The sequence below is a fragment of the Aquincola agrisoli genome, assembly GCF_036621135.1.
Lineage (GTDB): Bacteria > Pseudomonadota > Gammaproteobacteria > Burkholderiales > Burkholderiaceae_C > Aquincola > Aquincola agrisoli.
On record NZ_JAZIBG010000019.1, the window covers coordinates 92,559 to 105,072 of the forward strand.

General features: G+C 69.9%; 11 protein-coding genes. 1 reads left to right on the top strand and 10 read right to left on the bottom strand.

Annotated elements, in window-relative coordinates; all coding sequences use genetic code 11:
* The first annotated feature begins 35 nt into the window (after positions 1–35).
* A complete protein-coding gene (locus V4F39_RS06690; protein ID WP_332288540.1) occupies positions 36–2,321 on the top strand; it encodes a hypothetical protein in 2,286 nt (761 codons plus the stop codon).
* Between the two features lie 152 nt (positions 2,322–2,473).
* Here the strand turns inward: V4F39_RS06690 and V4F39_RS06695 are convergent, their stop codons facing one another.
* From V4F39_RS06695 to cheY, 10 genes are all read right to left on the bottom strand, one after another.
* Complete coding sequence (locus V4F39_RS06695; protein WP_332288541.1) at positions 2,474–3,847, bottom strand: methyl-accepting chemotaxis protein; 1,374 nt, start codon at positions 3,845–3,847, stop codon at positions 2,474–2,476.
* 46 nt (positions 3,848–3,893) lie between these two features.
* Positions 3,894–4,607 carry an RNA polymerase sigma factor FliA gene (locus tag V4F39_RS06700; protein WP_332288542.1) on the bottom strand — a complete coding sequence of 238 codons (714 nt, stop codon included), beginning with the start codon at positions 4,605–4,607 and terminating at the stop codon, positions 3,894–3,896.
* An 18-nt stretch (positions 4,608–4,625) separates the two neighbouring features.
* A complete protein-coding gene (locus V4F39_RS06705; RefSeq protein ID WP_332288543.1) occupies positions 4,626–5,417 on the bottom strand; it encodes a P-loop NTPase family protein in 792 nt (263 codons plus the stop codon).
* A gap of 14 nt (positions 5,418–5,431) precedes the next feature.
* Positions 5,432–6,976, bottom strand: a complete 1,545-nt coding sequence (gene flhF, locus V4F39_RS06710; RefSeq protein ID WP_332288544.1) for a flagellar biosynthesis GTPase FlhF — start codon at positions 6,974–6,976, stop codon at positions 5,432–5,434.
* The gene (flhA, locus tag V4F39_RS06715) at positions 6,973–9,081 is read right to left on the bottom strand and encodes a flagellar biosynthesis protein FlhA (RefSeq protein WP_332288545.1); all 2,109 of its coding nucleotides are present in this window, start codon (positions 9,079–9,081) and stop codon (positions 6,973–6,975) included. Before flhA ends, flhF begins: the two co-directional genes overlap by 4 nt.
* Before the next feature lie 86 nt (positions 9,082–9,167).
* On the bottom strand, positions 9,168–10,313 hold the full coding sequence (gene flhB / locus V4F39_RS06720; RefSeq protein ID WP_332288546.1) for a flagellar biosynthesis protein FlhB: 1,146 nt from the start codon (positions 10,311–10,313) through the stop codon (positions 9,168–9,170).
* Positions 10,314–10,401: 88 nt separating this feature from the next.
* Positions 10,402–10,701, bottom strand: a complete 300-nt coding sequence (flhD, locus tag V4F39_RS06725) for a flagellar transcriptional regulator FlhD (RefSeq protein ID WP_332288547.1) — start codon at positions 10,699–10,701, stop codon at positions 10,402–10,404.
* Between the two features lie 148 nt (positions 10,702–10,849).
* Complete coding sequence (locus V4F39_RS06730) at positions 10,850–11,329, bottom strand: hypothetical protein (RefSeq protein ID WP_332288548.1); 480 nt, start codon at positions 11,327–11,329, stop codon at positions 10,850–10,852.
* A 122-nt stretch (positions 11,330–11,451) separates the two neighbouring features.
* Positions 11,452–12,084 (bottom strand): protein phosphatase CheZ, encoded by a 633-nt coding sequence (locus V4F39_RS06735; protein WP_332288549.1) that lies wholly within the window; start codon positions 12,082–12,084, stop codon positions 11,452–11,454.
* Between the two features lie 19 nt (positions 12,085–12,103).
* On the bottom strand, positions 12,104–12,502 hold the full coding sequence (gene cheY, locus V4F39_RS06740) for a chemotaxis response regulator CheY (protein ID WP_332288550.1): 399 nt from the start codon (positions 12,500–12,502) through the stop codon (positions 12,104–12,106).
* Positions 12,503–12,514 lie beyond the last annotated feature (12 nt).

Below are 12,514 nucleotides of genomic sequence, written 5' to 3' on the forward strand. Positions count from 1 at the left end.
GCCGGCCGGGCTGGCTCGCCGAAGGAGATCCCACCATGGCCCAGCAAGACCCCCGCCGCGTCGCCGGCCCCCTGCGCGTCCAGTTCGCCGGCCTGGCGCCCGGCGAGCCGATGCCCGTCTTCGCCCTCTATGAAACCGACGTGTCCGGCAGGCCGCTGCGCAAGCTGGCGGTGTCCAAGGATGGCACGCTCGACGTCGGCGAATCGCTGCCCAAGCTGCGCTATGTCGGCCTGGGCCCGGACGTGGAAGACCCGGCCGCGCTGCCCCGGCAGTCGCTCACGCGCTACCGCGTCTCGTCGGTCCTCGAGCCATGGACGAAGAACGGCATCCTGCTCGGCCGCGACATCTGGGACCGCTTCCGCTTCCACGTCACCTGCGTGTCGGGCACCGCGAAGAAGTGCCGGCCCTGGTGGTGGGACCTCGTCGCCCAGCCGCTGTTCGAGCGTGCGCCGCTGGCCCGGCTGCAGCTGGCGCAGCACGCGCTGCAGCCCGCGGCGCTGGCGCTGAACCCGCAGCTGTTCCCGTGGCGCTGCCTGCCGATGTGCGATGGCCTGGTGGAGGTCTACCAGCGCGAGTGCTGCTGCCACCGCATCCACCTCCCGGACCTGTTCGACCGCTTCGCCGAGATCCTGGCGGAGCTGCCCATTCCGCTGCCGGAGCCTTGGCCTCCCGGCCCGGACCCGGCGCCGCTCGAGCAGCAGTTCATGGCAGGCCGCGCGGCGAAGTCGGCGCGCAAGAGCCGCCTGGCCCGCTTCGATCCAACGAAGCTCGAACTCGCCAGCGCGCCGCCCCGGCGGCTGCTCGACGACTACACCGCCCTGCTTGCGATGCCCTCGGCCGCCGAGCAGGCAGCCTACGTGCAGGCGCGCCCCCACCTGCATCCGCTGCTGTGCCACTGCAGCACGCGCAAGGTGGGCGAGACGCCGCTGCAGCCGGGCGGCCGCTTCGACTTCTGCTTCATCGACTGGCCCCACCCGCACCCGCACCGGCACCTCTCCTGCACCACGGTGTACGCCTACAAGGTCAAGCAGTTCATCAATGGCGCCTGGGTGGTGGTGTACGACGGCCTGGCCGCGCACGACTATTTCGGCACGGGTGAAAGCGCCGAGCTGCATTCGCACGACAAGCGCGCCATCGTCTGCGACGAGCCCGACGACCAGGGCGACGGCACCGCCTACGCGATGCTGGACACGGTCGGTGCCACGGAGCACTTCAACTTTGCCGACCAGACCGGCGAATCGCAGCATGCCGCGCTCGATGCCGACGACGGCACGGTCGTTTTCGGCGGCGTGCCCGGCTGTCCGTGGGGTACTTCGCTGGCGCTGCACCTGCTGATCACGCCCGAGATGAAGGAGGCTGCCGTGGGCGCCCGGTACTACCGCCTGAAGGTCGCGCCGGTCGATGCGTCGGGCATGCTCGCCGGCCCGCCCGAGATCCTGGACGACAAGGTCACCTGGGAGCGCCGCATCATCGGCGGCAGCGGTCCGCAGATCTGGGAGCCCGTGGTGCTCGGCCCGCTGCCAGCGCCTGCCCCGGGCGGCGAGAGCAACCTCTTCACCATCCCGTACTGGGAGCTCGGGGTCAACGAGTGGCGCATGGGCATCTCGCAGGCGCACCAGGTGTGGGACACCACCGGCATGAAGAGCGACGGCAACGCCATCTCGCCGAACGGCCGCCATGCCCTGATCCTGGAGCTGTTCGACGCCGGGGGCCAGCGCATCAAGCCCAGCGGCGCCGGCGGCGCCGGCACCGCGAAGCCCTTCGTCTACAAGCGCTGGAAGAACACACCCGACAACGCAGCCGATGTGGTGCAGCCCGACCTGTCGCATGTGTTCTGGGTCGACAACACGCCGGTGGTGGCCGACATCGTGGACCTGCGCAAGGGCGGCGTGCCGAACATCGACGAATGCCAGTTCATGGTGGATGCGCCAGACACGCCCTTCTCGATCGGCTTTCGCGCATACCACGTCAACGGCGTCGACCACGCCGGCAACGGCGACGCGAACTCGTTCATGCGCGGCTACAGCATCGGCTGGCAGCGCGGCCTGGACGGCTCGACGGGCACGCTCGGCCACGCGCCGATCTACCCCGACAACCACCATGACGTGGCCGAGACCGGCGCGGCGGAAAGTTCGGGCTCGATGAGCTTCGAGCAGATGCTGACGGGCCCCGACGGCATGGGCGGCACCTTCGTGCGGCCGAAGTGCACCTTCAGCGTCACCCTGTACGTGGACTGCAAGCACACCAACGGCAGCAGCCGGCTGACGTGGGTGTACGACCGGTACGAAACTGCGTCGTTCGCGCTGGAGATCGCGCCGTAGCGGCGGCGGTGCGAGGCACAGCTGCGCGACCTGCCGGGCCGACTACAGCCGCCGCTTCGCGGGCCGGCTCGAAACGGGCAGGCCGTCGGTCGCCGATCCGGCGATGCATGGCCCCGCGGTTGGCGATCAGGTGCGCATCGGCGCCTGACGACTCAGAACCTGAACGCCAGCCGCAGGCCGCCCCAGTGGCGGCCATTCACCGTGATGGGTGCGGCGGCCTCCTTCATCACGACGAACTTGCCGCCGCCCATGTCGCGGCGGTAGGTCTGCAACAGGAAGGGGCGCGTGCTGCGCGCGCTGGCCAGGCCGGTGCGGTCGTCGAAGATGCGGCGGTAGCGGCTGTTGGCGGTGTCCCAGGCCAGGTCGCCGCGCTGCGGGTGGTTGTACTGGCGGTTGTGGGTCGGCACATAGCCGTTGCGGTCCACGGCGATGCAGAACACCACCTTGTCCGACAGCGCCAGCATGCGTTCCTGCACCGCCGGGAAGAGCCGGTCGGCCAGTGCGCAGAAGCGGGTGGTGTGCTGCGCGGGCCGGGTGCCGGGCACGGGCACGTAGCGCTCGTCGAAGAGGTCGGCGCCGTTGATCGCGCCCTGGCGCAGGGCGTCTTCCAGCAGGTGGGCGATCTCGGCAGCCGCCTGCTGCGCGCCCTCGATGTAGGGCGTGTCCTCGGTCGCCACGCCGCTGTCGGCCACCATCTCGATGAGCTGCTCGCTCACCTTGAGGAACGCCTCGCTGCGGGTCATCGCGGTGTCGAGGCTGCGCATGGTCTGCCGCATGTCCGCCTCGATCGCACCCATCTGCTGGTCCAGGCCCCGGCAGACGTCGCGGCTCTGCGCAGCGGCGGCGGCGATGTGGGTCACGCCGTCCGCCACGTCGTCGAGCGCGGCGTGCACGCCGCTTTGCGGGGCGGCACCGGCGGCATGGCCGCTCGGCGCGCGGATTTCGCGGGCCAGGGCCTCGATGCGTGCATCGAGGTGGCTCACGGTGCCCATGATGTCCTTCGAGCAGGACTCGACGCGCCCGGCCAGGTCCTTCACCGCATCGGCCACCACGCCGAAACCCCGGCCGGCCTCGCCGGCGCGCTTGGCCTCCACGCTGGCATTGAACGCCACGAGGCGCGTCTGCAGCGCGATCTGCGTGATCTCGCCGGCAGCATCGGCCACCTTGCGCAGGGTCTCGACGATGCCCGAGACCTCGCCGCCGACCGCCTGCACCGCCTCGCGGGCACGGGCGACGGCGCCGACGCCGTGTTCGGTGTGGGCACCGATCGTGTCCTGCACGCGGGCCACGTCCTGCATCTGGCGGGCCAACTCCTTCGCGGCCTGGGCCTGTGCGGTGGCCGTCCTGTGCGTGTCGTCGATGACGCCGCGGACTTCCGCGGCCTCGCGGCCCAGTCGCGTGGCGTGCTGAGACAGCCGGGTGACGATGGCCGCCCCGTCCACGGCGGGCTGCGCTGGCGGCAGGGGCGCGGCCGGCGCGGCCTCCAGGAGGCCGGGGGCGGACCCCTGGAACAACGACTTCAGCATGGCGGTACTTCCCGGGGTACGTCCTGGCGGCGCTGTCAGCGCCGCATCACCACTCGCGCAGCTTGACGCGCAGGCGCGCGATGCTCTGGCTGTGGAGCTGGCATACGCGGCTCTCCGTCACCTTCAGCACCGCGGCGATCTCCTTCAGGTTCATGTCGTGCTCGTAGTACATGCTCATCACGTACTGTTCGCGTTCCGGCAGCAGCTTGATCGCATCGACCAGCGCCGTGCGCATGCGCATGTCCTGCAGCACGGCCATCGGGTTGGCCTCCTCGGTGCCCACGTGGCGCTCGAGGTAGTCGTCGTCGCCTTCGTCGCCGCTCAGGTCTTCGAGGTAGACGAGCTGGGTGCCGCGCACCTTGCCCAGCAGCTCCTGGTATTCCGTCAGCGAGATGCCCATCTCGGCGGCGATCTCCGACTCGTGCGGCGCGCGGCCGAGCCGCTGCTCCAGCTTGTGCACGGCAGCCTCGATGTTGCGCTGCTGCCGGCGGTTGCCGCGGCTCATCCAGTCGCTGCCGCGCAGTTCGTCGAGCATGGCGCCGCGGATGCGCTGGGTGGCGAAGGTCTCGAACTGCACGCCCTGGGCGGCATCGAAGCGGCCGAGCGCGTCGTTCAGGCCGATCATGCCGACCTGGATCAGGTCGTCGATCTCCACGTTGGCCGGCAGCTTGGCGATCATCTGGTGGGCGAGGCGGCGCACCAGCGGGCTGTACTGCTTCAGCATCGCGTTGTTGTCGGTACGGCCTTTGGCGTTGTACATGTCCGGAACTCCAGAAAATCAGTTGGCCGACAGCGAAGCGGCGGCGGTGCCGTGGCGGTGCCAGGCGGGCACCGGCGCTTCGGGGGCGGTGTTGTCGTCCGCCAGCTGCTGGCGCACCAGGCGCATCAGGGCAGCTTCGGGTGCTTCGGCCACGTCGCAGGCCGGATCGACGGCGATCCAGTCGTGTACGGCGGCGCCGAGGAAGCTGTCGGCGCATTGGGAGATCTGCCGCGCCACGTGCTGCCGGCGCAGGCGCTGCGGCCCGACGGCCAGCATCAGGTCGAAGGCCATCAGCCCGTTGCGGCCGGCCAGCACCTTCATCGCGGCATAAGCGTGTGTGACGCTGGGCGCGAAGTCCGCGGCCAGCAGGATGGGCCGCACCACGCGGTGGCTGAAGAGCCGGCTCAGCTCGCTCGCGCCGGCATGCACCAGCACGACGTCGGCCTGCGGCGCGGCATCGCTCAGCGCGGTCAGCATGCCGGCGCAGGAGCCGCGCGTGTCGACATGGCGCAGCGGCAGGCCGCGCGCGGCGAGGTACGCAATCTGCGGCGAGAGCTGCTCGACGCCGGCGGCGAGGTCCAGCAGGGCCAGCTCGTGCGGCTCGGGTGCGGTTTCCGCTGCGTCGACCAGCAGCAGCTTGCGCCCACTGGCGGCGATCGCGGTGGTCAGCCGCTCGATCAGCACGGTGGCGAAGGCCACGTGGGGGTTGCTCGCCACCGCGATGTAGCGGGTGCGGGTGGGGTTGAACAGCTTCCGCAGGCCGTCGGCCTGGTCGAGCGGGGCGCTGCGGCTGGCGTAGAAGTCGCGCATCGGTGTGGCTTCCTTCAGGCGTGGGTGCCGCGGGCGCCGATGCCCTGCACGCCGGTGAAGATGAGGTTGACGTCGTTGGCGTCCATGCGCCAGGAGGCGGCCGGTGCGGCCTTCAGCGCCCGCTGCACCAGCGATTGCGCCGACAGGCGGTGCCAGTCCTCGGGCACGCGCTGGCCGTTGGCGACGCCGACGACCCGCAGCTTGTGGCGGATCAGCGCATCGAGCGCGGGGCCGAGCTTCACGGCCTCGTCGATCTTCGAGAGCACCACGCCGCGGCAGGCCTTGGCCTGGTAGCTGAGCATCACGTCCTCGATGGTCTCGCCCTGCGCCGAGGCGTTGACGACCAGCAGCTTCTGGATCGCGCGGTGGCCGACCATGTCGAGCAGCTCGCGGGTGCGGTTGTCGCGCTGGGCCATGCCGGCGGTGTCGATCAGCACCATCTTCTTGGCGCTGAGCAGGTCCAGCAGGTCTTCGAGCGAGGCGCGGTCGTGGGCGGTGTGCACCGGCACGCCGAGGATCCGGCCGTAGGTGCGCAGCTGCTCCTGCGCGCCGACGCGGTAGGCGTCGAGCGTGATCAGGCCCAGGTGGCCGGCGCCGTGCTTGGTGGCGAAGGCGGCGGCGATCTTGGCCGTGGTGGTGGTCTTGCCGACGCCGGTGGAGCCGACCATCGCGTACACGCCGCCGGCGTCCTCCAGCGCGGGCTCGTGCTCGGCCGCCAGCAGGTTGCGCTCCAGCACGCTGGAGGCCCAGGCCGTCTCGTCGAGCGCATCGGCGGGCAGGCCGTCGGCCAGCTTGCGGATCAGGGCGGGCGAGAAGCCGCAGTCCAGCAGCTTCTGGGTCAGGTTGGCCTGGCGCGGGTTGCGCTGCATGCGTTCCATGAAGGCCAGGGCACCGAAGCGTTCCTCGATCAGGCCCTTCATCGAGCGCAGCTCCGACATCATGTCGAGCTGGCTGTCGCGGGCCGCGGCGTGAAGCTCCTCGTCGTGCATCGACAGGCGGGCCTGCGTGTCGGCGAAGGGCGGGTGGGCGTGGCGGATCTCGTCGCGCAGCACCGGCGGCACGCGGCGGCGCGGGGCTTCGGGGCGGGGCTCCAGGCGCAAGTCGTGGCGCACCTCGGCGCGCGGAGCGCGGGCGGGGGCTGCTTCGCGCGGGGCGGGCACGGGGGCCGCGGGTGCCGCTGCAGGCGCCATCTCGGCCTTGCGGCGCTTGAGCATGCGCTCGCGGACGTAGTCCTGGAAGCTCAGCGTGCTCATGCCCAGGCGGCCGACGTCGCCGGTCACCTCGGCTTCGCCGTCGATGTGCGGCTCCACGCGCTCTTCGATCCGCGCGTCGCGGCGGCGGGCCGCGGCGGCGGGCGCCTCGGCCGCGGCGGAGCGGATCGTCGGGGCGTGGTTGGCGGCGCGCTCGATCTGCTGCATGCCGTCCGGCGCCATGGCCAGCACCTCGACGCCTTCTGCGCAGGGGCGGGTCGACAGCACAACGGCGTCGTCGCCGTAGGCCTGTTTCACCAGGTTCAAAGCGTCGCGCGATGTGCGACCGGTGAAGCGCTTGACGTTCATGCCGTGCCTCCGATGATCGAGCCGATCCGGATCGTGTGGGTGTCAGGGATCTCGCTGTGGGCCAGCACCTTGAGCCGTGGCGCGGCTCGGCGCAGCAGCCGCGCCATCGGCGCGCGGATCAGGTCGGGCACCAGCAGGCAGGCCGGCACGCCCAGTTCTTCCTGCTGGCGCGCCGTGTCGGCCGCGCTGCGGGTCAGCGTTTCGGCCACGCCCGGGTCGAGCGCGGCGCCGTGGGGCGAGGTCAGCGCCTGCGTCACCAGGCGTTCGAGTTCGGGGTCCAGCGCGATCACGTCCAGTTCGCGCACCGGGCCGTAGATCTGTTGGACGATGGCGGGTGCCAGGTGCGTGCGAATGCGGCGGGCCAGCTCGGTCGGGTCGGTCACCACGGCGGCGTGTTCGGCGATGCATTCGACGATGGAGCGCATGTCGCGGATGTGCACACCTTCTTCGAGCAGCAGTTGCAGGATCTTTTGCACGGTGGCGATTCCGACCATCTTGGGGATCACGTCTTCGATCAGCTTGGGGGCCAGCTTCGTCACGTGCTCGACCAGGTTTTGGACTTCAACCCGGCCCAGCAACTTGGCGGCATGGACCTGCATCAAGTGTGAAAGATGGGTCGCCACGACGGTCGAGCAATCAACAACCGTAAATCCGGCCATTTGGGCCACCTCCCGCTGGCGCTCGTCGATCCATGTCGCGGGCAGGCCGAAGGCCGGATCCGTGGTCTTGGTGCCGATGAGCTGCTGGGTCGCGCCGCCGGGGTTGATGGCCAGCAGCATGCCGGGGAAGGCCTCCGCTTCGCCGATCACGGCGCCGCGCAGCGATACCCGGTACATGCTGGGCTTGAGCTCCAGGTTGTCGCGGATGTGCACCGGCGGCGGCAGGAAGCCGACGTCCTGGGCGAACTTCTTGCGCACGCCCTTGATGCGGCCGAGCAGGTCACCCTTGCGCTCCTTGTCGACCAGGGCGATGAGCCGGTAGCCGACCTCCAGGCTGAGCGTGTCGACCGGCACCAGGTCGTCCCAGCTGGCCTCGACGTTGGCGGGCTGCAGCTCGCCACCTGGCGTGGCGCCAGGGCCGCCTGCCGGCTTGGGCGGCGCCTTGGCGGCCTCCTCGCGGCGATGGGCCTTCCAGGCCAGCGCGCCGGTGCCGGCGGCGATCATCAGGAACACCAGGTTGGGCATGCCGGGGATCACGCCGATCAGCCCGATCACGCCGGCCGTCAGGCCGAGCGAGGTGGGCGAACCGAACACCTGCTTGCGCACCTGGGTGCCGATGTCGCTGTCCTTGCCGACGCGCGACACCACCATCGCGGCGGCCACCGAGATCAGCAGCGCGGGGATCTGCGCGACCAGCGCATCGCCCACTGCCAGCAGCACGTAGGAGTTGGCTGCCTCGCTGGCCGACAGGCCGTGCTGGACCATGCCGATGACGAAGCCGCCGACGAGGTTGATGAAGAGGATCAGCAGGCCGGCCATGGCGTCGCCGCGCACGTATTTGCTGGCACCGTCCATGGAACCGAAGAACTCCGCTTCCTCGGCCACCTCGGCGCGGCGCTTCTTGGCAGCTTCCTCGTTGATGATGCCGGCGTTGAGGTCGGCGTCGATCGCCATCTGCTTGCCGGGCATCGCATCAAGCGTGAAGCGCGCGCCGACCTCGGCGATGCGCTCCGCGCCCTTGGTCACGACGATGAAGTTGATGACCACCAGGATCGCGAACACGATCAGCCCGACCGCGAAGTTGCCGCCGATCAGGAAGTGGCCGAAGGACTCGATCACTTTGCCCGCGGCGCCGGGACCGTTGTGGCCCTCCATCAGCACCACGCGGGTGGAGGCGACGTTGAGCGACAGGCGCAGTAGCGTGGTGATCAGCAGGACGGACGGGAAGGCCGAGAAGTCCAGCGGCCGCACCATGTTGGCGGAGACCATCATCACCATCAGCGCCATCGCGATGTTGAAGGTGAAGGCCACGTCCAGCACGAAGCCGGGCAGGGGCAGCACCATCATCGACAGCACGATCACGACGAACAGCGGGCCCGTCAGCGCACGCACCGTGCCGGCGTGGTTGCCGAAGAGGTCTTGCAGACGGGCCAGGGTCGGGTTCATGAGCCGGGATTGTTCCGGCCGGGGCGAAAACTTGAGTCGGAATAAGCGGCGCAAAGCGACCGCTTAATCGCCGCCCCCTCGCGGGCTCAGCGGCGGGCCGAGGGGTGGTGCGGATCGAGCTCGTCCGGCACCGGCAGGTCGGGCAGGTCGCCGGGCTGCGGCGCCTGGCCGGCCATCGCGGCGCGGAGCTGGTAGACGTAGGCGAGCACCTGCGCGACCGCGGAGAAGAGCGCGGCAGGGATCTCCTTGTCGAGCTCCGCGTGGGCGTACAGGGCACGCGCCAGCGGCGGCGCCTGGAGCACCGGCACCTTTGACTCGCGGGCGATGTCGCGGATGCGCAGCGCCAGCAGGTCCGCGCCCTTGGCGACGACCCGCGGCGCGCCCATCTTGGCTTCGTCGTACTTGAGCGCGACGGCGTAGTGGGTGGGGTTCATCACGACCAGGTCGGCGCCCGGCACGGCCTGGAGCATGCGCCGGCGCGCCATCTCGCGCATGCGCACCTTCATCTTGTTCTTCACCTCCTGGTTGCCCTCGAGCTCCTTGTGCTCGTCCTTGGCTTCCTGGTGGCTCATCTTGAGCTTCTCGGCCAGGCGGTGGCGCTGCCACGGCACGTCGAAGGCGGCGAAGAGCGCGAGGGCGATGACGAGCTGAACCAGCCCGTCCACGGCGGCCTGCACCGCATGCAGTACCGCCACGGGCAGCGGCATCGACAGGGCGCCCGCGAAGTCCTCGACGTGCGATCTCAGGTAGAGGGCGCCGATGGACCCCAGCACGGCGGCCAGCATGCACGCCTTCAGCGCGCCGACGAACTGGTCCTTCGAGAACAGGCGGCCGACACCGGCAAACGGATCGAGCTTGCTGAACTTGGGCGCGAGGGCCTTGGTGCTGAAGTTCCAGCCGCCCGACAGTGTGGCAGTGGCCGCGCCGATCAGGGACATGACGATGCCCATCGGGATGATCACCAGCAGCATCTGCGCGGCCAGTGTGGCCACGCGCTCGCCCATCAGCTTTGGGTTCGCCAGCGTGGCGTGGTCGAAGCGCAGGCCCTGCGCGAGGATGTTCTGCATCCATGCGGCCATGTCCGGCGCCCACTTCACCAGCAGCCAGCCGCCGATGGCGATGGCGGCGAAGTGCCCCAGGTCCGTGGAGCGGGCGATCTGGCCCTCTTCACGGGCCTTGCGCTTCTTGCGCTCGCTGGCGGGTAGGTTGCGGTCCTGTGCGTCGTCGGCCATGGGTCACCGGAGATGAACCGCGATGGTGCCGCGGCCCTGGGCCGGCGGATGCGCCGATAAAGCCGGGGAAAACGGGCCGGGCGGGCCGTCAGGCGGCGCGGCGGTCGCCGGCCGAGCCGGCCGCGAGCGCGTCGCGGGCCGAGCCGTGGTGGGTGATCAGCTCCCACACCAGGTCGTCGCTGAGGCGGATGCGGCACAACAGCGTGTTGCCCGAGGCCACCTTCACGAGCTGCGGCGGCGACATGTGCTCGATGAGGTAGGCCGCCTCCTCGGCGATGCCCAGGCGTTCCAGCGCAGCCGCCCGGTCCGTACGCAATAGCGCCTGGGCGAGCATCAGATAGCTCATGTTGGCTTCGCGGATCTCGGCGAGGATCTGACTGCTGTTCATGGTGGACGCGACGTCGGTGTGACTGAATGCAACCGACTGTAGACGGGCACCTCCTGCACCGGAAGCTCGCGCAGCCCCATCCGGCGCGTCCCGGAAATTCGGTCTGCGCTGTCAGCCTGTTTCCTACAGCAGGCGTGCCGGCTGGCCGTCAGGCCGAGGTGTCGAGCCGGGAGCCCGCCGCGGGCGCCACCGCGGCGCCATAGCCAGCCGTGCGGACACCGTCGCGCTGCGGCGAGGACGTCGGGCCCGCGGCCGGAATGCCGGTGCCCTGCGTCATGCCGGCTGCCTTCAGCATCGCGGGCAGGAGCGGCCCCCAGGACTGGCAGACCGCGCAGCCGCAGCCGCCGCCATGGGTGGATCCCGCACCGAAGCCGATGCTGAACGGCAGTTCCAGGTCCTGCAGCGGCGGCTGCGCCGGGCCGGCCGGCGTGGCGGACGTCCGGGACGCGGCGGGGCCCGCTTCGTCGCCGGAAGATCCGGGGGGCGGCACGGCGGGCGCGCCCTCGGGCCGGCGGCGGGCGACGGCGGCGGCGGGCGTGACGGCGGCGACCGGCTCGGGCTCCGCCCGGGCGGGGGAGGGCGTCGGCCGGACGGTGGTGATGGCGGCGCTGGGCAAGATGCTGTTCATGGTCACCCCGTGAAGGTCCACTTCTGGGGTGTCTTAACGGCAGTTCTGCAGCGCGCTTGAGGATCGCGGGATCCCCATCTAAAAAAAAGCGGGCACCCGCCCGCCTTTTTCCGTGGAAAGCTTCAGAAGCCCAGGCTGGCGAGGAGGTCGTCGACCTCGCTCTGGTCCTGGACCACGTCGGTGCGGCCTTCGGGGTTGACCACGGGGCCGTTGAGCAACGTGTTCTCGACCTTGTGCGCCTGCTCGGGCGGCGCGGCCTGCACCAGCAGCTTCACCAGGCTGTCTTCCAGTTCGGTGGCCAGCGAGACGACCTTCGCGACGACCTGTCCGGTCAGGTCGTGGAAATCCTGGGCCAGCATGATGTCGGTCAGGTGCTGGTCGATGCGGGCCGTGGCCTGCTCGACGTCGCTGACGAAGTTCATCACCGAGCCCGAAGCCACCGCGCGCACCGGATCCGCGACGATGGCCGCGCCGATGGCGCGCGTGTGCTCGCTGATCAGGTGGTGTTCGGCCTTGGCGCTGTCGACCGAGTTCAGCACCCTGTCTGCGGCATCCGCCGTCTTCCTCGCGATGTAGCTGAGGCGGCTGCGTGCGTCGGGCAGGCCGTCAGCGGCTTCCTGCAGCTTGGGCATCACGCCGAGCTGTTGCAGCGTGTCGTGCAACTGGCGGGTGATCGTGCCGAGTTGCTGGAAGATCTCGGGCGAAGCCTGCGCGGCCATCTGGGGGGCCAAGGCGGCGATGTCATCCATCTTCATTCTGGTGCTCCTTGGTACTTCAGGCGGTGGCAGCCAGCTTTTGCATGATCTTCTGGACCTTTTCTTCCAGCGTCGCCTTGGTGAAAGGCTTGACGATGTAGCCGGCCGCGCCGGATTGGGCGGCCAGCACGATGTCTTCCTTGCGGGCTTCGGCGGTCACCATCAGCACCGGGATGTGCTTGAGCGAATCGTCGGCCTTGACCGCCTTCAGCAGGTCGAAGCCGTTCATGTTGGGCATGTTGATGTCGGACACGACGAAGTCGAACTTCTGCGCCTTCAGCATCTGCAGGGCGATCGCGCCGTCTTCGGCCTCGTCGGCGTTGTTGCAGCCCATCTCCTTGAGCAGGCCGCGCACGATTCGGCGCATGGTCGAGAAGTCGTCGACGATCAGGAATTTCAGGTCTGTGGTGCTGCTCATGGAGGGCTTCCT